The sequence below is a fragment of the Larkinella terrae genome, assembly GCF_009668025.1.
Classification (GTDB): domain Bacteria; phylum Bacteroidota; class Bacteroidia; order Cytophagales; family Spirosomataceae; genus Larkinella; species Larkinella terrae.
Window position 1 is genome coordinate 1,708,102 of sequence record NZ_WJXZ01000014.1, and the last position, 19,730, is coordinate 1,727,831.

Here is a 19,730-nt window from a genome sequence, read left to right on the forward strand (position 1 = left end):
CGTATGCCAATCCATTCGCTGTCAGTCCGTTTCTGCTTCCTTTTTTTGTTCATACCCGCACTGGCGCAGGCTCAGATTGACCCGAAGCTGCTAACCGCCCTTCGCCAAAACAGCCTGGCCGGGGTGCAAGCTGCCCTTAAAACCGGTGTCAACCCCAACGCTACGGATTCTCTGGGTGCCACCCCCCTGATGTGGGCGTGTTTCCATGCGGATACGTCCGTGGTGAAATTACTGCTTCGCAACGGGGCCAAAACCGAGTGCCGGGGCATCATTTCCACAGAAAACAGTTCGGACTACAGCAGCTTGACGGGCCTTGCTGCCGGACGCAACAAACTTCCACTGCTGCGTTATTTGGTCGATACCCTCAAACTCGCCATCAACGAGACCGGTTACAGCCCCGCGACTTTAAAAAAAGCCAATTGGACGCCCGCCGAGTGGGCTGCTGCCAATGGACACCTGGACGTGTTACGGTACCTGACCGAACGGGGGGCTGATTTACGAGTAGGACAGGGCAACGCAATGGTTTTGGCACTCCTGCAGGACCAACCGGCTATACTGCGCTTTTTGTTGGAACACGGCGTCGGTATCGACAATGAAAATCCGGCTCTTGGGCAACTGTGGCAAGGCTATTTTCTTCATCTTAGCTCAGCAATTATGTTCTTTAAAGAACGCGGACAAGACCGGCCGGTGGTATTGGCCACGGAGCAAATGCGGACCATTTTTGGCAAATACGTCGGCAAACAAAACATCATTTATGCGGGATTGGTCAAAAGTGTCGCGCTATCTTATTACAATGTGGGTGAATACGAACGAGCCTTGCCTCCTTTTCTGGAGGCCAGAGATGTCCTGAAGCAGGTGTTGGGAGAGAGCCACCCGGATTATGCGTATACACTCAATAATTTGGGAGGTTTGTATACGGAACTGGGCCAGGATGAAAAAGCCTTACCGCTGTTGCTACAGTCAATTTCTATCTACGTTGCAGCCCCGGATAAAAACCTCCAGGATTATGCGAGTTCGTTAAATAACCTGGCCGCCTTTTATCAGTATAAAGGTCAGTATGAGCAGGCTCTTCCCTTATTACTGGAATCCAGTGAAATTATAAAGCGAGCTTTGGGGGATAACCACCCTGATTATGCACACTCACTGAATAACCTGGCAGAAACGTACCGATGCATGGGTCAATACGATAAAGCCCTGTCACTTTTTCTACAGGCCAAAACGATCCTGGCTGTCGCCCCCGTCACGTATCAACGGGATTATGCGGCTTTATTAAGCAACCTGGCAATTTTGTACTGGAATAAGAATCAGAACGACCAAGCCCTGCCATTGCTTTTACAGGCCAGCGATATTTGGAAGAAGGTGCTGGGGGAAAATCATCCTAACTTTGCTGTTTCGCGTAACAACTTAGCACTATTTTACATGGCGATGGGCGAGTATGAGCAGTCCCTGCCGCTGTTTCTTGAGGCCCAGGCCATCGTTAAACAAATGCTGGGTAATGCGCATCCAGTTTATGCTACGTTGTTGATCAATCTGGCTGAGTTATATGATGCAATCGGCCAGTTCGAGCAAGCTGCGGCTTTTTATTTAGAAGCCCGGCAACAGTATCGTGGTCAGTTGCTCAGCCAGATTGGGGTGATGAATGAAACCGCTATTGGGCAATTTCAGCAAAAAGCTGACTATAAAAACGTCGTGTATTCGCTTTCGCAAACTACTTCTTCCCAGACACTGGCCGGTCAGCATTACAACGATGCCTTGCTGGGTTCGGGTGTAGGACTATTGGCCGGTCAGCAGCTCAACCGCCTGGTTGCCCGGACAACGGATACCACCGCCCGGCGCATCGCCATTCAGCTCCGGGATGCCAAACAATACCTGATCCGCCTTCAAAGCTTGCCCGCGAGTCAGATTCGCAGGATAGATTCCCTTCGGAACCGGGTTGCGGGTTTAGAAGAGCAGTTGGTGCTGGCGCTGCCTGAATACGCCAAGTCCTTTAACAGCCTGCGCCTGGAATGGCCCCAAATACGGCAGGCCCTTAAACCGGATGAAGCCGCCATTGAGTTTGTCTCGTTTCGCTACTTCCATAAACGCTGGACGGACAGTACCTTTTACCTGGCATTAGTACTGCGGCCCGGCTTTGTACAACCTAAAATTGTGTTTCTGGGCGAGCAGCGACAATTTGATCAACTGCTCGCTGCCGGAACCGCATCGCCCACCCAAATTAACAGCCTGTACCGGGGCGGAGTGGTCGAATCCGGTCCCGGTGCTGTTCAGGTAACGCGGGGATTGGACCTCTCGCGCCTGATCTGGCAACCCCTTGATTCGCTGTTGCAGGGTGTCAAAACCGTATTTGTTTCCCCCTCCGGACGGCTCCACCAGATTGCGCTGGGGGCGTTACCAAACCCCGCGGATTCGAGCCAGTGCATAGCCGACCGCTTCCAGATTCGGCAGGTGGGAAGCACCCGGATCGTAGCACTGCGGAATGCGAAAACCGAGCAGCCTTTGGTTAAAAAAACGCTTAAAACCAGCCTTTACGGAGGCATTTCGTACGACGCCGACAGTCTGGGGCTGATCCGGCAGATCAAGCAGAAAGAAGTGCAGCATCAGCTGGCCCTGCGCGAAGCGACTCGTTCGGGCACCTGGGATTACCTGCCCGGCACCCAGGCCGAGGTCGAAAACCTGCGCCGGATCCTGCCACCCGGCCAGACAACTGTCCTGACCAGAGAAACCGCTACGGAAGGTAGCCTCAAAGCACTGGCGGGGCGCTCGCCGAAGATTCTTCACGTTGCCACCCACGGTTTTTTCTTCCCCGATTTGTCCGCTCCCAAAACCGATCAATTTGCCTTTATAAGTGACGGCCCAAACCGGTTTCAGTTTGCAGAAAATCCGCTGCTGCGGTCGGGGCTGGTGATGGCCGGTGCCAATTACGTCTGGAAAGGCGGCACGCCCATCGACGGCATTGACGACGGCATTTTAACCGCCTACGAATTGTCGAATCTGGACCTGAGCAACACCGAACTGGTGGTGCTGAGTGCCTGCGAAACGGGGCTGGGGCAAGTGAAGGGCAGCGAAGGGGTTTACGGTTTACAGCGAGCCGTGAAAATGGCCGGTGCGCGGTATCTCTTAATGAGCCTCTGGCGAGTGGCGGATCGGGAAACGGCCGAATACATGACGCTCTTTTACCGTCGACTGCTTAAAAAAGGCTCCGTGCCCGCAGCCTATGCGTACGCGCAAAACCACATGCGGGCCCGGTATCCAAAGGAACCCTTCAAATGGGCGGCTTTTGTGCTGGTGGAATAAGGTTCACCAACCAAAACCGGGAAGTCGGGGCTGGAACGATTAACCGACTGTTCCTATCAGGCAATGGAAAGTCCCGAAAGCGATCAATCCGTTTTTAAAAGCGTCTTTTTCAAATCCGGTAGCCAGTTTTCGAGCAGGTTGCGGCAATTGATCACTTTTTCGGCCAGATCATTACACACGTAGAAATAATGGATGGAAGCTTCAAAGCCCAATCGGCTGTCCTGGGCCTGCAATCTGGCCATTTGTTTAGCCAGTTGGATCTCTTTTTTCAGGATGGTTTCCAGCAACGAAACCATCTCCTGCCAGTCCTTCTTCGGAAGGTTTCCCGTGGCCAGTTGGTCCCGAATCTGGGTGAATCGGGCCTGGAGCGCAATGCTGCCGTAATGGACGGCTACGGTTTCGGCGACGCGGCATTCACCGGCCAGCCGTCGTTTTTGCAGATTTGTCAGTCGAAGCACCGAGGTTTCCTTCTTCAGTTTTTCCAGCGCCAATGTAAAACCGGTGGCCACTTTCTCAAGCTGGCTGATAAAAACGTCGGTTGTATAATTGCTCTGCCAGCTTTTCAGGTCGTCATACGCCAACCCCACCATGCTCGCCTTGTAACCGGTTGGCTCCGACCAGAGCAGGTTGGCCGGTCCCATTTGTAAGGGCGCATTATAAACGACGCCAACGTGGTAAGGGAACTCCGAGAACGCCCGACTAAACTGACGCCAGGCGTTGGTAACAGCCTGAGCAGCCGATCCATATCGTCGTTTCGCCACGTTCTGCATGGCTTCCAAAGGTTCAATCGTGGCACTGCTTCCCATTTCGGCCACCACCTCCAGATTGGGCGACGGATATCCGCCCAGCGTCCAGCCGAGCATCAGCCCTTCAACGCCGGAATTGCGCAGGTTTTTGGCATGGGTAGCCACGTTCTCGAGCGCCGGAATATAGGGAACAGCGGCAATTTCCCAGGTATTGCCCGCCTGAATTTTGGCGATGGTTTTCAGACCGTTTTGTCGGGCAATCGCCCAATGGCGGGACGCCCGCGGACCCGGCCCAATGGAAGAAATGGAATATTCGCCAACCGCGTTTTTAATTCCGCCCCGCTCGATGGGCAGTTCCCATTCGCTGACGCTCATCAGGGCGGCTTCTTTCGGGAGTTCTGGAATGATTTCTTCGGCAAAACCGGTTTTCCAGCCCCAATCCCAAACGATCAGCTGCGGTTTGCTGGTTGCGGTTTTGGACGCCAGGCCCTTTTGAATGCCGGTCATGTAGATTCCATTTAACTCCGCGATGACCTTGGCGGGGCTGCGTTTCGAACAGCGCGGACAGCCGTCGCCTTTCCCGTGCGACCAGCAATTGGTGTAATTCTCCGAAGCCGTAATCGAGAAAAAACCGGCCAGTTCAGGGATGCGGCTGACAATCAGGGCAATTGAGTCAGTCAGGTACTGCTGAACCAGTGGATTCGACGTACAAAGCGCGGCCTGCTGACCGATGGTCACGCCTTTTAAGTCAGGATTTTTGTCAAAAAAAGCGAGCGGCAGAAATCGGGGTTCGTTCAGGTAGAGATAAATACCGATGCCGTGTTGCCGGGCTTTTTTGACCAGTTTCCCCAAATTTTCCAGCCGTTGTTCCCAGTGTTCGCTCAGCGCCGGATCCCAGGGAAAGGGGGTGATTTTGGAAAGAACAATGTGCATCCAGGTTCCGTCCATGCCCGCCGATGCCATTTGCTCCAGGTAACCAACGGGATATGGATCGATGTCCGGTTCCAGCAAAGGATCGCCGAACAAGGCAAAATAAGCGTAACCAAACCGGGGCGAAATCTGCGATGAAGAAGGCAGCGGCTTCGTTTCGGGCGGTTTGGACAGGTCTTTCACAAACTGAAACAGCGGTTCCTGATGAATCGGAAAACCGCCCGGAAATTCTTCCCGCATCCACCGAACCAGCTGTTTTTCGCGGAGTTTCGTTGCCGTCGAAGCGGCAGCCTGAAGCCGGATCGGTTCGCAATCCGGCTTCAGGCTGCCCAGTTTTATATAGAAGAAATCGTCTTCCTGAAGCGTGAAAGTCAATTTTTCATCAGTCCAGTCGAGAATGGTCAGAAGCTGTTCGCGGGGCAACAGGTGCCAGTTCCGCCGAATTATCGTCAGGTAACTCCGTTTTAGCTGGTCGGCCGAAACCGCTTGTGCGGGAGGGAGCGCCATCACCGATGCCAGCTTTTTTACTTCGTCAGGATTGGTTTCCAGAACCCGCGCCAGTTGTTCGAGCGGGACCAGGTTCCAGTTGCGCCAGATGAAGGCGTGGAGGGGAGAAGGGAAGTGCCGGAAGGAAACCGGTTGTTTCAGAGGCCCCGCTAAAACCGGTAGCGAGGCCCAGACCGGACTGGCTACCGCGCAGGCGGTTACGGCAGAAGCTGCGATTAAAAATTGCCTTCTCGAAAAGGGTAAGGGGCTTTCAGGCATGGGAATTCGGTTCGGTTCAGAAAAGCAAAAATACCGACCGGGGCCTTATAATTCTTTTACTTATGGGGAGATTTGTGATACTATCTTCCGGAAAATCGGAATAAACAAAGAAGTGTTTGTGCAAAAAAATAGCTCAAACCCCTTTTGAGCTCGCTTTTAATTTAAAAGCTTTACGGTTTACAGGCTCTCATTGAGGGTCTGTTTCAAATTATCTCCGACTGGGTGAACTATCGGGAAACGTACGGGTGTAACGCCTACCCAATAAGTGGTTGACCATCCCTATTATCGCCTGCCAGGATAGCGCCAGTATCTTGCTTGCTGATTTGCTGTTGCAGAACAGGGATGGCCAGAGCCACCGCCCGACTGAAGGATTCTTCCTGTTCCTGGTTGAGGGTAAAACTGTAATACTGGATTTGCGTACCGATTTGGCGATGAATACCCTGCTCAATTTCCCGTTCGAACTGGGGAAATATTTCGGAGTGAAAATAGCGCTGCATCGGAGGGGTCAAAAACATTTCACAAGTGTTTACCTGAAGGCCGGTAGCAAGTTGAGTCGTGTTGGTGATTTTGATGTTATTCAACATAGTGAGGCACAGAAAAGGGTATATGGGTACAAGTGCTTGGTGGGTTTTCTTCTATCAAAAGGCGGCATGTGCAGATTTTACCATCCGGATACAGAAGCGTGAAGTGAAGCCACATTCGACCAGAGTTAAAAATGATAAGTTGATTTCGAAACAGATAGAACCCTGGAAGCTATGAAAACACAGAATTGCTCATGTAAAATTACTTATCAATCGTATCAATAGTTGTGCCATAAATTTTGTACCGGCAAAATTGTAAGTAAGTGGTTGAAAAGCGCTGGTTTTCAGTCAAATGGATAATATTAATCCCATTTCAAAATTGAAGGTGAGCGGTTTTTAAAAATGCCGGAACTGACCTCTCCTTCCTTCTTGCTATGGCGTAAATCTGCTGGGCGGTTTTTACAATTTCAGGACTGCCCTGTTGAGGAGAAATGCAGCAAAGAGTAAAAGAATCATGGATAATAAAAGAGACTGCCTAAATTTAAAAATCCTGTAAGAGAATGTCTGAAATTCAGATTTTCCCTTTCTTCGTTTTGCCCCCAACCCCCTAAAGGGGGCTTTGAAATCCCGATTATAGCCCCCTTTAGGGGGTTGGGGGCAAAGCAGAAAGGGAAAATTATAAAATTCAGGCAGTCTCTAAGCCCGGGGTAATTTTAAACATCTGGAATTATTTCCGGTTATCCGTCACGAGGTATGCATAGGAGAAATGGAGTAGTTGGCCGAGGAATACCTTCAACGCACCCTGAATCGAAGGCATTTAACTAGTGGCATGAATCTGCATCAATTTGGTAAGTCATCCGAAAGGCCGTTTCCTTTTTTTCTCATGCTCCTAACCCAACTGGTTTTGGCATTTGGGGGAATTCAGGGCGGAATTCGCCTGCTGATTGATCCAACCGGGTTCGAAATGGGAATTCATCCGGAGTTGCGGAATAGTTTTCCGGTGGACGATTTCTTTCTGGCGGGGGTATTTGTATTGATCACGTTTGGATTGACCCCGCTCTTTCTGGCTGGCTGTTTATGGGGCCGTGTTCGAATTCCGATTGCCGAGGCCGCATTCAACGGCTATAACTGGGCCTGGGGCGCTTCAGTTGGGCTCAGCATTTTACTGCTGGCCTGGACCCTGGTGCTGGTGAGTTTAATTGGGTATCGCACTTATTATCAGTTGATTGACGGATTAATGGCGTTGCTCCTGCTCAATCTACAACTCCATCCCAAAGTCCGTAAGTTAATGATCTACTCCAAAAGTTAACCTTCATAATTTTAGGGGATATTGATGGTGTACTGGTGGTTCCGCGCGGGATTTCCTACAACGTATTGATGCGGACGGAAGAAATTATTGCAAACGAAAAGATGATTTTCAACTGGGTCCACGAGGGGCAAACGATTCAGGAAATTACCCAGAAAGGGGGTTACTTCTGACGAAACAAGACCTATGCGAATCAAGGGTTGGAGCCGCAAAAATTGGCGCTTGATTCGCATTTATCACCCGAAAATCGTGTCTTATTTCTTGAAAACCAGTGCTTTAATGGGTTGGATTTTCGTGGCTACCAGCGTGGGCAGCCACATGACCATCGCAATCAGACTGATGGTCGCGATGTTGACCAGACCGATTACGGGAAAATTCCAGGCAATCGGCACGGTATCCATGTAATAGTTTTTAGGGTCGAGCGGGATGAGTTCGAAATAATACTGAATGGCGCACAAACCGATCCCGATCACGTTGCCGATCACCAAACCTTTAATTACCATATTCAGTCCAACGTAAACAAAAACGCGCCGGATCAGGGCGTTCGGGCTTCCAAACGCTTTCAGCAGACCAATCATCGGCGTGCGCTCCATCATCAGCACCAGCAGAATGGCCACCATATTAAAACCGGCCACGAAGAGAATCAGGGCCAGAAAAATACCGGTATTTTGATCCAGCAGCGTCATCCAGTCGAACAGCGGTTTGTACGTATCCGTGACGCGCATCGGCCGCATGTCGGGCGAAGCCGCTTCGCGCACGTCCCGATACGCGATGTTCAGCTGACTGAAATCCTTGACAAAAATTTCGTAGCTGCCCACCGAATCCGGCCCCCAGTTATTCAATTGCTGAATGAGCCGTAAGTCGCCGATAACCATTACATTGTCGCCTTCTTCCAGTCCAGTATCGTAAATGCCTGTCACCTGAAGCTTGCGGGGGCGCAGCGTATTACCGATAAAATACATGATGACGTCTTCGCCCACGTCGAGTTGAAGCCGCTCCGAAATCCGCTTGCTGATCAGAATCTGGCAGGAATAGTTCGGGTTGCACTGGGCGCTGTCTTTATAAAACTGCGGCAGTTTCCCGGCCACGATCGCGCTCCGAAACAGATCCCAGTCGTATTCCCGGCCAACACCTTTCAAAACCGCTCCCGCCAGTTCATCGGCGGTTTTGAGCATCCCGGCTTTGGTCGCAACGGCCTGAATATGACGAATTCCGCTGATTTTATCAGCCCCTTTATAAAGGGGCGTCTGGAGCGGCAGGGGCGTTTCTTCGTACGAATTATTGAGGGAAAATTTCGAGACGGTGATGTGCGAACCAAACACAAAAACCTTCTGCTGGATGCCCTGTTTATAGCCGAACAAAACCGCAAAAGCCACAATGATACTGGCCAGACCAATGGCAATACTTGCAATACCAACTTTGGTAACGGTCGCCGAGAAGCTCGATGTGGGGGTGTGGCGGATGCGCCGGGCAATAAAAAACGGGACGTTCAAGCGAAAAGGATTTAGTGGTCGGTTGGTTGTGTCAACGAACGGTTTTAAATTACTTAATTGAAAAACGAATTACCGGAGACTGTTGTGCGAAAAATGCCACATAAAAGTAACAGATTTGCAGGAGATATGATCAGACGCCCGATGACTTCATTCGTAAAATTGCTCTTTGTTGCCAGTTTTCTGGGGCTGGCCGGAAGTTCGGTCTGCTGTTCGGCCCAAACCAACCGGAAACCGGTCTCCGAACTACCTTCGGAAACCGTGCGGACCGGCGCCGAACAAATGAACCTCTATTTGCCGTCGCTGCTCGGAAAACGGGTGGGCATGATTGTCAATCATACGTCGGTTATTGGTAAAACCCATCTGGTCGACAGTTTGTTGGCGCGGGGCGTTACGATCAAAACCATTTTTGCGCCCGAACACGGTTTTCGGGGACAGGCCACCGACGGCGAAACGGTCAGCAACGGGCGCGATCCGCGGAGCGGGGTGTCGATCATCTCGCTGTATGGCGCCAACCGCAAGCCGACAACGGCTCAGCTCGATTCGCTGGACGTGATCGTTTTCGACATTCAGGACGTGGGAACCCGGTTTTATACCTACATCAGCACGATGCATTTCGCGATGGAAGCCTGTGCCGAAAACAAGAAACCGTTTATCGTGCTGGACCGCCCGAATCCCAACGGCAAATACGTGGATGGCCCGGTTTTAAACCCAGATTTTAAGTCGTTTGTGGGCATGCATCCAATTCCGATTCTCCACGGCTTGACGGTGGGCGAGCTGGCGCGGATGATCAACGGTGAGAAGTGGCTCAAAAAACCAGATACGGCCAGCGCGGACCTGCGTTGCCCGCTGACGGTGGTTCCGATAAAAAATTACACCCACCAGGTTGCTTATACGCTGCCGGTTGCCCCATCGCCGAACCTGCCGAACCAGCAGGCGATTTTGCTGTATCCGACCCTTTGTCTGTTTGAAGGAACGATTGTCAGCGTTGGGCGGGGAACCGACAAGCAGTTTCAGGTGATCGGCGGACCGGGTAATCCGAAGTTTGGGCCGTACCAGTTTACGCCGGTCGATAAACCGGGCGCGGTCAATCCACCCCAGGAGGGCAAGCTCTGTTACGGGATGGATCTGTCGGGCGTGGATGCTACTCAACTGGGTTTTTCCCTCAACTACCTGATCGATTTTTACAAAAAAGCCGTCGACAAAGACCACTTTTTTCTTGCTACCAACTACATATACCGACTCTACGGCAACGATCAACTCCCCAAACAGCTCAAACTGGGACTGACCGAAGCTGCCATCCGAAAAACCTGGGAACCTGGGTTAAGTCAGTACAAGGAAATGCGCAAAAAATACCTGCTTTATCCGTAAAACTGCTGGCTTGATCAATGATAAAATAATAGCAACATCTTTTTAGTTTTGCTATTACGGATTGGAACAATGGAATTATAAGCTGAGACATATTGAAATGAAAAATCTGCGGATAATACTTTCAAAACCGGAGTTATAACGTTTTTTATCGCAGAAAGCGGTTCAATGAAAGTACTCGGCTGAAATAGTCTGCCGAGCCTTCTTTCCTGTTGGATTTTGGAAATAATCGGAGTTTATAAGGTGGGTAAAAAGGATAATAAAAACCGATTTTGATTCCGGTAATAGCTGTCTTAAGGAAGTTTACTATTGGCGTTTAATCCTGCACGTTAGGAAGTCTGAGGTTTTGGGGAATCCGGACAAAAGAATTATGTAATTCATTAAATCTCAGGATATGGTTTATATTCCCTGAACATTTTCTAAAGAGTTGAGTTAATACCTGTAGTTAGTTTAGCTGTTCCCGGGACTACTCTCCTTCACTTCTCTGAAATGGTGGTCAGCACTCTGTAAACCGCCATTCCAAGATTTTTTTTCTTCTGCATTCTTCTATTTTCTATAAAGTTAGTTCGTTATATCTTTTACCAAATTCGCAGCACCATGACTATCACATTTGAACCCGTCCAGTTGCCCTTTAAAGTCGGTGATACCATTTTTGTCAACGAAAAGCATGATCAGCGCTTGGATAACAAAGTAGGGGAGTCGGTTCCCTTTTTTGAAGGAGAAATCGAGCGGATCTTTTTTGATGGACGACTGGAAGAAATGAGTGTTGTTATTGAGCCTGTTGATGTATTTGAAATGAAAGTGTCAACGGCAGTCTATGTTGTAAAACCAACGGGTCAATATAGTGATTTGATGCGTCTTCCTGTCAAAATTACGATACCTGTTAAAGAACCAAAATTGTTTGCTTCTGAAGAAGAGCTTAGGAATTACCTGCATGATCGCGATCAGATTCAACAGAATATTATGCCGAACCATCCGGAATAAGGCTTACAAAAGTTATTCGATTAAATTAGTATCGAGCCAGTACTTCCCAAGTTGTGCCACGAGTTCCATTTGAGCGGTAAATTCGATTGGTTTCCGAATAAAAGAATTAGCACCAGCCCGATAGAGATTCCGTATCTCTGAGGAGTCAGCTTCACTGCTCATCATGACAACCGGAATGTGTCGATAGGCCGCACTTTGTTTTAACTGAAGTATGGTTTGGTAACCATCGAGAACGGGCATATGACAATCCATCAAAATCAGAACAGGGAGCGCGTCTGATTGATTCAATCCATCCAGAAGGGCTTGACCATTTTCAAACAAACGTGTGGTTGAGCGAGGGACTGCCATCGAAAATAATTGCTTCAGTATAAATCGAAAATCAGCATGGTCATCCACTATATAGATGGATCGTTCTACTATCATAAATACGCTAATCACTAACTGGACTGAATATCTAGTACTACTCTAGAAGAAACTGTTGAATAGTATTGTTTTGAAAAACCAGTGAAATCAAGTTATTTAGACTTACTCTAAAAAATAAATTTAATTCTAACTTTTTGGTTTGTATCAGTGAAGAGTTTTTCCTGAAAATCATTCTGTTTGGGCCGAATTACGATCTAGATTAATCAGAATGGAAATAATCTAAGCTTATAATAAAAAAAGCAGCGGCTAGGAAACCCGGCCAGATTGCCCATTCTGAAATGTGGAAATCAGCTGGCCTCTGATTTGTTCCTTCATTCTCCATTCCGCTGATGTGAACGTATTTCATCGGAGATTCTGGCTTGCAGTATCCCAAATTATTTTCAGTGTTCCAGCTTCACCGCCCAATCGACAAGCAAAGTTCTGAAGTATTCCTGGCTAAGCAGAAGGAAATGGCGAGCTTCAGACATGAAACCGATGGAAGAAAAACAAACTTGCCCCAAGTATCCCCTCAAAACAAATAAACCCCTCAACCTGACAGACTAAGGGGTTTGTGTGGTCCCACCGGGAATCGAACCCAGATCTAAAGTTTAGGAAACTTCTATTCTATCCGTTGAACTATGAGACCAAATAAAACCTGTCAGGTCTCCGAGACCTGGCAGGTTTGTAAATACGGTATTTACCCGCAAAAATGCTTAGAAATCTGCTATTTACCAAAATTACCGGTATCGTCGGTCTGCTCGGCCCAGTCGCCCAGCGGTACGTCCAGCCAGTTGGGATAGATGGCGTAATGCTTCTCTTTCACCATCGTATACAGCAGGTTACGCAACTCGTCGAGGTTCTCGCGCGTCTCGGCGGAAATGAAAACTACGTGCTCGGCTTTCTGCGTCAGATACGTTTTTTTTAGGTAATCCAGCGCGGTTTGCTTCCGGATTGCTACCGGCAGGTCGTCGTCGAAATCGTCTTCCGGATGCATCCACTCGTCGCGGGGTTCAAACTGGTCTATCTTGTTGAAAACCAAGACTGTAGGCTTTTCGCCTGCCGGTCCGCCGACGCCGATTTCCGATAGAATATCGTTGACAATCCCGATGTGTTCCTCAACCGACGGATGGGAAACATCGACCACGTGCAGCAGAATATCCGCGTCGCGCACCTCATCCAATGTCGATTTAAAGGCTTCGATCAGCGTCGTAGGTAATTTGCGGATAAAACCGACGGTATCCGTCAGCAGAAAGGGAATATTACCCAGAACCACTTTGCGAACCGTTGAGTCAACCGTCGCGAACAGCTTGTTTTCGGCAAACACATCCGCCTTGGCCAGCGTCCGCATCAGCGTCGATTTGCCCACGTTGGTGTAGCCCACCAGCGCCACCCGCACCAGCCGGTCGCGTTCTTTCCGGCGCGTAGCACTCTGTTTATCAATCTTTTCCAGCTTTTCTTTCAGGAACGCGATCCGATCCTGCACAATCCGGCGGTCAGTTTCAAGCTCCTTTTCCCCCGGACCCCGCGTTCCCACCCCGGCCTTCATCCGGCTTAAGTGGGTCCACATCCGGGTCAATCGCGGATACATATACTGGTACTGCGCCAGTTCGACCTGCAACTTGGCCTGGGCGGTTTGCGCCCGCATCGAGAAAATATTCAGAATCAGCAGGCTGCGATCCAGCACCTTGATTTCGGGGAGACTGGCTTCCAGATTTCGGACCTGCGAGGGAGTCAGATCGTCGTCGAAAATAACCGTATCGACCGGATTGTCGATCAGGAACGTGCGGATTTCTTCTAACTTTCCTTTACCAACGTACGTCCGGGTGTCGGGCCGGTCGAGTTTCTGTACAAACGATTTTACCGTAATAACGCCCGAAGTTTCGGCCAGAAACGCCAGTTCTTCCAGGTATTCCTGCGTTTTTTCGGCCGACTGCTTCTGCGTCACCAAAGCCACCAGGACCGCGGTTTCGGGCTGTTTGTGTGTTTCAATCATATGGAATGGAGTTACAAAGGTAGTGAACACGCGAATGGCGGTTTTGGTGCCGAAAAACACGCAAAAACCCGCCCGTAGCGGTTTCAATCACCTCAATTTACAAATGAGAATAAGGAATACAACCGTCGAATGCAAATACGGTTTTTAGCGGAAGCGGAAGGGGCCGAAATCGGCAAATACTTTCATGGGCGTACTACTTTAAGCGGTGCAAAATTAACAAAATTTTCTCAAAAAAATAATACCGTTTGCTCAATCCTGCTTTTTCAGGAAAAAACTTTCCGTACATTTGCCGTCTCAAAGCTAAAAGCCGATGACCACTTTCACCCGCTAAGGGTCCCTTCCGCTGTTTATTCAACCGTCTCATCAGATCGATCGACGGGCTGAACTCCTTTATTCAAGCTGTTTTTCTATTCGGCGATTCTGTCGCCTGTTACTTCTTTTTCATCCATGACGAAATTTATTCGCCTGTTAATGGCCGCATTGCGCGGTACAGAAAGCAATTATACATCCGGTAGCATCAACCGGGCCATTTTTATGCTGTCGGTTCCGATGGTGCTGGAGATGGTAATGGAATCGCTTTTTGCGGTTGTCGATGTCTTTTTTGTGGCCAAAATCAGCACCGAAGCCGTTGCGACGGTCGGGCTGACCGAGTCGGTTTTAACGATTGTCTATTCCATTGCGATTGGGCTGAGCACGGCGGCCACGGCGCTGGTTTCGCGCCGGGTGGGAGAAGGAAACGCCCGCGAAGCCGGAAAATCCGTGGCACAGGTCATCCTGGTTTCCATCGCCGTCGCCCTGCTGATCGGTATTCCGGGGGCGGTTTTTGCCGAAGATATTCTGCGGTTAATGGGCGGTAACGAACAGCTCATCAGCCGGGGCTCCGGTTTTACCCGCCTGATTTTCGCCAGTTCACCGGCCATCATTTTGCTGTATACGTTGAGCGGTTGTTTGCGGGGTGCCGGCGAAGCCTCCACGGCGATGCGCTCGCTCTGGATTGCCAACGGTCTGAACATTCTGCTGTGCCCGGTTTTTATCTTCGGCTGGGGCCCGGTACCCGAAATGGGCGTCATCGGATCAGCGATTGCCACAACCATTGGACGTTCGGCGGGAGCCATTTATCAACTGTACAGCCTGATGCGCAACGGCCGGGATGTGCAGGTTCAGGGTGCTGATTTCCAGCCGGATACCGGCATCATTCGGAATCTGCTCAGCATTGCCGCCGGTGGAACGGCTCAGTTTCTGGTGGGTTCGGCCAGTTGGGTGTTTCTGACGCGTATTTTGTCAACGTTTGGTAGCGATGTCGTGGCGGGGTATACGATCGCGATCCGGATCATGATTTTCACGATCATGCCGTCCTGGGGTATGGCCAACGCGGCCGCTACGCTGGTGGGCCAGAATCTGGGGGCGGAAAAACCGGATCGGGCCGAAACCTCGGCCTGGCGGGCGGCTTTCTGCAACATGCTGTTTCTATTGGGCGTTGGTATTTTATTTTACAGTGCCGCGGCTGAGATTGTCGGCATTTTCAACCGGGAACCCACTGTGGTGGCAATCGCCGTGAAATGTCTCAAAATCTTTTGTTTAGGCTACGTCTTTTTCGCTTACGGCATGGTGATCAGTCAGGCGCTCAATGGGGCAGGGGATACCCGAACGCCCACGCTGATCAATATTGTGTGTTTCTGGCTGATCGAAATACCGCTGGCGTATCTGCTGGCCAATACGCTCGGCTGGGGCGCGGAAGGCGTGTTCTGGTCGGTCGCTTTCAGCGAATCCCTGCTGGCGGTGATTGCAGTTCTGGTATTCAGGAGAGGGCGCTGGAAGCTGGTGCAGGTGTAAAATTTCGGTCAGCGGTTTTTCAGAAAAAACCGCTGACCGAAATAAGGTTACTTTAGGATGAAGCAGAATATCGATTTGTGTTCTACAACCATTTTGTCTCTGCAGTACGTGTCATCATTCGCAGGTAAACGTACTACTCAGCTTTTAAGGGAATAGGAACAAAAACAAGAAATGTGCAATATTTCACGAAAAACCAGTCTTTTCCAATGAACATTCGGTAAATCCTGCTTTTTTCAAACTTTTCCCTAAACTTGCTGTATTGTTCACCAATTTCAAAAACCCATCCTGCATTTTTTGGGACTTATGAAAGATTACATTCGCCCGATTAAACGCCTGCTCGTCGCCAACCGGGGCGAAATCGCCATCCGCATCATGCGGGCCGCTACCGAGTTGGGAATCACCACCGTCGCTGTCTATACCTACGAAGACCGCTATTCGCTGCACCGCTACAAAGCGGACGAAGCCTACCAGATTGGTCGCGACGACGAACCGCTGAAGCCGTACCTGAATATTGAAGGTATTATTCAACTGGCGAAACACAAGAAAGTGGACGCCATTCATCCCGGTTACGGTTTTTTATCGGAGAATGTGACCCTGGCGCGCCGGTGCCGGGAAGAAGGTATCATCTTCGTCGGCCCCACGCCGGAAGCAATGGAAGCGCTGGGCGATAAAGTGCGGGCCAAAAACCTGGCAACAACGGCTGACGTACCAATGATTCCAGATAGCCGGATCGATATATCAGACTTTTCGGTCGCAATATCGGAAGCCCGGCGGATCGGTTTTCCGGTGATGATCAAAGCGGTAGCCGGTGGCGGAGGACGCGGGATGCGCGTGGTTCGGCAGGAAGAGGAATTTGAAAAATCATTCAACGAAGCCCGCAACGAAGCCCGCAACGCGTTCGGCGACGATACGATTTTTCTGGAAAAATTCGTCGTCGATCCCAAGCACATTGAAGTGCAGTTGCTGGGTGATACCCACGGCAATATTGTCCACCTGTACGAACGGGATTGCTCGGTACAGCGTCGTTTTCAGAAGGTTGTGGAAGTGGCACCTTCGTTTGGCTTAAAACAGGAAACCAAGAATAAACTCTACGAATACGCCCTGAAAATCGGTCGGCAGGCGAATTATTCCAACGCCGGTACGGTCGAGTTTTTGGTCGACAAACAGGAAAATATTTACTTCATCGAAGTCAATCCACGGATTCAGGTTGAGCACACGATCACAGAAGAAGTAACCGGTATCGACCTCGTCCGGACGCAGATCCTGATTGCAATGGGGTACAAATTGTCGGACAACGGAATTTACATCAATCACCAGGATGAGATTCCGCTGAACGGGTACGCGATTCAGTGCCGGATTACGACCGAAGACCCGGCCAACGGTTTCCGTCCCGACTTCGGAACCATCATCGCCTACCGCAATGCCGCCGGTTTTGGGATTCGTCTCGACGAAGGCAGTTCGTATCCCGGCGTAAAAATTTCGCCCTACTTCGATTCTATGATCGTGAAGGTTTCGGCGCGGGGCCGCACACTTCGGGGGGCTACCCAGCGGCTGAAACGGGCGCTGGTCGAATTCCGGATTCGCGGGGTGAAAACCAACATTCCGTTCCTGATGAACGTGATCGACCATCCGATTTTTCAGGCGGGTGACGCGCGGGTTTCGTTCATCGAAAACCATCCCGAACTTTTTGACCTCCGCAAGCCGAAAGACCGCTCGACCCGGGCGTTGAATTACCTGGCGGACGTGGTCGTCAACGGCAATCCCGAAGTGAAAGTGAAACCGGGTTCCAAAGGTCCGGCCCAGAAATTCCGGACGCCAATCATCCCGGTTTTTGATCAATACGGCGCTTATCCCAAAGGAAACAAAGACCGCCTGACGGAACTGGGGCGTGATAAATTCGTCGAGTGGGTCCGCGATCAGAAACCGGTTTTATACACCGACACCACTTTCCGCGACGGCCACCAGTCGTTGCTGGCGACCCGCGTGCGGACCAAAGATCTGCTGAATGTCGCCGAAGGATTCGCCAAAAACCACCCGGAGTTGTTTTCGATGGAAGTTTGGGGCGGGGCCACGTTCGACGTTGCCATGCGGTTTTTGCACGAAAGCCCCTGGACGCGGCTGAAGAAATTCCGCGAAGCGATGCCGAACATGCTGCTGCAGATGCTGTTCCGGGGTTCCAACGCGGTGGGGTATTCGGCCTATCCGGACAACCTGATCGAGAAATTCGTTGAAAAATCGTGGGAATCCGGCATCGATGTTTTCCGGATTTTCGATTCGCTGAACTGGGTGGAGGCCATGAAGGTCAGCATCCGGGCCGTTCGCGAACGAACCGACGCCCTGGCCGAAGCTGCGATCTGCTACACCGGCGACATGCTCGCGCCCGAGCAGCACAAGTATACGTTGCAGTATTACCTCGACATGGCCCGTCAGCTGGAAGACGAAGGGGCTCACCTGCTGGCAATCAAGGACATGGCCGGTTTGCTGAAACCGCTGGCAGCCGAAGTGCTGGTACGCGAATTGAAACAGGCCGTCAGCATTCCGATTCACCTGCACACGCACGATACATCGTCGATTCAGGCGGCAACTTACCTGAAAGCCGTTGATTCGGGCGTTGACATTATCGACTGTGCGCTGGGCGCATTATCCGGGCTAACTTCTCAACCGAACTTCAACTCGGTGGTAGCCATGTTACAGGGTCATGAGCGCGAAAGTGCGATTGATCTGAACTCACTGAATGCCTATTCCAACTATTGGGAAGATGTTCGGGAATGGTACTATCCCTTTGAGTCGGGCATGAAAGCCGGAAGTGCGGAAGTGTACCAGAACGAGATTCCGGGCGGGCAGTATTCGAACCTGAAACCGCAGTCTATTGCGCTCGGCTTGGGCGATAAGTTCGAAACGCTGAAGAAGAACTATGTCGTTGTTAATCAACTATTTGGCGATATTGTTAAGGTGACTCCTTCGTCGAAAGTCGTGGGCGATATGGCGTTGTTCATGACGTCGAACAACCTGACGGCCGACGATATCTTCAAGCGCGGGGCCTCGCTTTCGTTTCCGGAATCGGTAAAAGGATTTTTCAAAGGTGAACTGGGGCAGCCGTATGGGGGTTTTCCGCATGAAATTCAGGAGATTGTGCTGAAAGGTGAAGAGCCGCTCACCGGTCGCCCGAACGAGAAACTGGCGCCGATCAATTTTGAAGAAGACTTCAAGAATTTTGAAGAGCAATTTCCGCAGAATGAAGGCTTCCTCGATTACCTCTCGTACCAGATGTATCCGAAAGTCTACGAAGAGTATTATAAAGCCATTGAGGAACACGGCGATGTCAGCATCATTCCGACTCCGGCCTTTTTATACGGCCTGAAAGAGAACGAAGAGATTCTAATTGAGATCGATGAAGGTAAAAATATTCTGGTGCGCCTGCTCTACGTTTCCGAACCCGATGAGCAGGGTATGCGGACAGTTACCTTCGAGTTGAACGGCCAGAGCCGCCAGGTTCAGGTCCGCGATAGATCACAGAAGGTTGATTTTCAGGCGAATGCCAAAGTCAGCAAGGACGGCGACGTGGGCTCCCCGTTGCAGGGCCGTTTGACGAAAATTCTGGTCAAGCCAGGCGATGTGGTCGCCAAAAACCAGCCACTGTTTGTAATCGAAGCCATGAAAATGGAAAGCATCGTGGCCGCGCCCCGCGCCGGAACTGTCAAGCAGGTGGTTCTGAAAGAGGGAATGGTCGTGGTGCAGGACGACTGGGTCGTCGAACTGAGTTAACGAATCGCGAGGGATCTGGTTTTCAGATCCCTCATTTTTTATCCGAATGTCCCAGCGGTTTTTCCGGATTGACGACATCGCGGACCAACTGCTTCAATTCTTTAATTTCCGGAAACCGCCCGGCCTCTTTCCGGTCGAATAGTTTCACGCCATCAATCCAGACCGAAAACCGCCCGCTGATTTCTGACGGATGCAGCAGAACACCGTGTACATCGTCGGTAAAGGTGGTTAAGAGCTCCTGCGCCATCCAGGCCGAACGCATCAGCCAGCCGCATTTCGGGCAATATTCAAGGGTTACAGTAGGTTTCATGAGAAACTGGAAAGAATCGTTAC

General features: G+C 50.6%; 12 protein-coding genes and 1 tRNA gene. 6 read left to right on the forward strand and 7 right to left on the reverse strand.

Features of this window, described 5'->3' with window-relative positions:
• Window positions 1-45: 45 nt before the first annotated feature.
• Window positions 46-3,294, forward strand: a complete 3,249-nt coding sequence (locus GJJ30_RS28695) for a CHAT domain-containing protein (protein ID WP_170299296.1) — start codon at window positions 46-48, stop codon at window positions 3,292-3,294.
• Window positions 3,295-3,377: 83 nt separating this feature from the next.
• Here GJJ30_RS28695 and GJJ30_RS28700 read toward each other — a convergent pair whose 3' ends face one another.
• Together GJJ30_RS28700 and GJJ30_RS28705 are read right to left on the reverse strand one after the other, a co-directional pair.
• Complete coding sequence (locus GJJ30_RS28700; protein ID WP_229313478.1) at window positions 3,378-5,735, reverse strand: glycoside hydrolase family 20 protein; 2,358 nt, start codon at window positions 5,733-5,735, stop codon at window positions 3,378-3,380.
• 254 nt (window positions 5,736-5,989) lie between these two features.
• On the reverse strand, window positions 5,990-6,319 hold the full coding sequence (locus GJJ30_RS28705; protein ID WP_154178593.1) for a hypothetical protein: 330 nt from the start codon (window positions 6,317-6,319) through the stop codon (window positions 5,990-5,992).
• 820 nt (window positions 6,320-7,139) lie between these two features.
• Between GJJ30_RS28705 and GJJ30_RS28710 the strand changes: the two genes are divergently transcribed.
• A complete protein-coding gene (locus GJJ30_RS28710) occupies window positions 7,140-7,565 on the forward strand; it encodes a hypothetical protein (protein WP_154178594.1) in 426 nt (141 codons plus the stop codon).
• Between the two features lie 251 nt (window positions 7,566-7,816).
• On the opposite strand, the gene GJJ30_RS28720 is transcribed toward GJJ30_RS28710, so the two are convergent.
• A complete protein-coding gene (locus GJJ30_RS28720) occupies window positions 7,817-9,055 on the reverse strand; it encodes an ABC transporter permease (RefSeq protein WP_154178595.1) in 1,239 nt (412 codons plus the stop codon).
• A 141-nt stretch (window positions 9,056-9,196) separates the two neighbouring features.
• Here GJJ30_RS28720 and GJJ30_RS28725 point away from each other — a divergent pair, with 141 nt between their 5' ends.
• Together GJJ30_RS28725 and GJJ30_RS28730 are read left to right on the forward strand one after the other, a co-directional pair.
• The gene (locus GJJ30_RS28725) at window positions 9,197-10,423 is read left to right on the forward strand and encodes an exo-beta-N-acetylmuramidase NamZ family protein (protein ID WP_154178596.1); all 1,227 of its coding nucleotides are present in this window, start codon (window positions 9,197-9,199) and stop codon (window positions 10,421-10,423) included.
• Window positions 10,424-11,017: 594 nt separating this feature from the next.
• Window positions 11,018-11,404 carry a hypothetical protein gene (locus tag GJJ30_RS28730; protein WP_154178597.1) on the forward strand — a complete coding sequence of 129 codons (387 nt, stop codon included), beginning with the start codon at window positions 11,018-11,020 and terminating at the stop codon, window positions 11,402-11,404.
• A 12-nt stretch (window positions 11,405-11,416) separates the two neighbouring features.
• Here the strand turns inward: GJJ30_RS28730 and GJJ30_RS28735 are convergent, their stop codons facing one another.
• The 3 genes from GJJ30_RS28735 to hflX all read right to left on the reverse strand — a co-directional run bounded on the left by GJJ30_RS28735 (window position 11,417) and on the right by hflX (window position 13,799).
• Window positions 11,417-11,827, reverse strand: coding sequence for a response regulator (locus GJJ30_RS28735; RefSeq protein ID WP_154178598.1), 411 nt, complete (start codon window positions 11,825-11,827; stop codon window positions 11,417-11,419).
• A gap of 553 nt (window positions 11,828-12,380) precedes the next feature.
• Window positions 12,381-12,452, reverse strand: a tRNA-Arg gene (locus GJJ30_RS28740).
• Window positions 12,453-12,530: 78 nt separating this feature from the next.
• Window positions 12,531-13,799, reverse strand: a complete 1,269-nt coding sequence (gene hflX, locus GJJ30_RS28745; RefSeq protein ID WP_154178599.1) for a GTPase HflX — start codon at window positions 13,797-13,799, stop codon at window positions 12,531-12,533.
• Between the two features lie 447 nt (window positions 13,800-14,246).
• On the opposite strand from hflX, the gene GJJ30_RS28750 reads away from it, so the two are divergent.
• Together GJJ30_RS28750 and GJJ30_RS28755 are read left to right on the forward strand one after the other, a co-directional pair.
• A complete protein-coding gene (locus GJJ30_RS28750; protein ID WP_154178600.1) occupies window positions 14,247-15,632 on the forward strand; it encodes an MATE family efflux transporter in 1,386 nt (461 codons plus the stop codon).
• A 303-nt stretch (window positions 15,633-15,935) separates the two neighbouring features.
• The gene (locus GJJ30_RS28755; protein ID WP_154178601.1) at window positions 15,936-19,397 is read left to right on the forward strand and encodes a pyruvate carboxylase; all 3,462 of its coding nucleotides are present in this window, start codon (window positions 15,936-15,938) and stop codon (window positions 19,395-19,397) included.
• 31 nt (window positions 19,398-19,428) lie between these two features.
• Here GJJ30_RS28755 and GJJ30_RS28760 read toward each other — a convergent pair whose 3' ends face one another.
• Window positions 19,429-19,707 (reverse strand): Rdx family protein, encoded by a 279-nt coding sequence (locus GJJ30_RS28760; protein ID WP_154178602.1) that lies wholly within the window; start codon window positions 19,705-19,707, stop codon window positions 19,429-19,431.
• Window positions 19,708-19,730 lie beyond the last annotated feature (23 nt).

What these genes read in the sequence shown, in the direction of transcription:
- GJJ30_RS28700 (WP_229313478.1), bottom strand. Translation starts at nt 5,735, where the DNA reads ATGCCTGAAAGCCCCTTACCCTTTTCGAGAAGGCAATTTTTAATCGCA.
- GJJ30_RS28705 (WP_154178593.1), bottom strand. Translation starts at nt 6,319, where the DNA reads ATGTTGAATAACATCAAAATCACCAACACGACTCAACTTGCTACCGGC.
- GJJ30_RS28710 (WP_154178594.1), top strand. Translation starts at nt 7,140, where the DNA reads ATGCTCCTAACCCAACTGGTTTTGGCATTTGGGGGAATTCAGGGCGGA.
- GJJ30_RS28725 (WP_154178596.1), top strand. Translation starts at nt 9,197, where the DNA reads ATGACTTCATTCGTAAAATTGCTCTTTGTTGCCAGTTTTCTGGGGCTG.
- GJJ30_RS28730 (WP_154178597.1), top strand. Translation starts at nt 11,018, where the DNA reads ATGACTATCACATTTGAACCCGTCCAGTTGCCCTTTAAAGTCGGTGAT.
- GJJ30_RS28735 (WP_154178598.1), bottom strand. Translation starts at nt 11,827, where the DNA reads ATGATAGTAGAACGATCCATCTATATAGTGGATGACCATGCTGATTTT.
- hflX (WP_154178599.1), bottom strand. Translation starts at nt 13,799, where the DNA reads ATGATTGAAACACACAAACAGCCCGAAACCGCGGTCCTGGTGGCTTTG.
- GJJ30_RS28750 (WP_154178600.1), top strand. Translation starts at nt 14,247, where the DNA reads ATGACGAAATTTATTCGCCTGTTAATGGCCGCATTGCGCGGTACAGAA.
- GJJ30_RS28755 (WP_154178601.1), top strand. Translation starts at nt 15,936, where the DNA reads ATGAAAGATTACATTCGCCCGATTAAACGCCTGCTCGTCGCCAACCGG.
- GJJ30_RS28760 (WP_154178602.1), bottom strand. Translation starts at nt 19,707, where the DNA reads ATGAAACCTACTGTAACCCTTGAATATTGCCCGAAATGCGGCTGGCTG.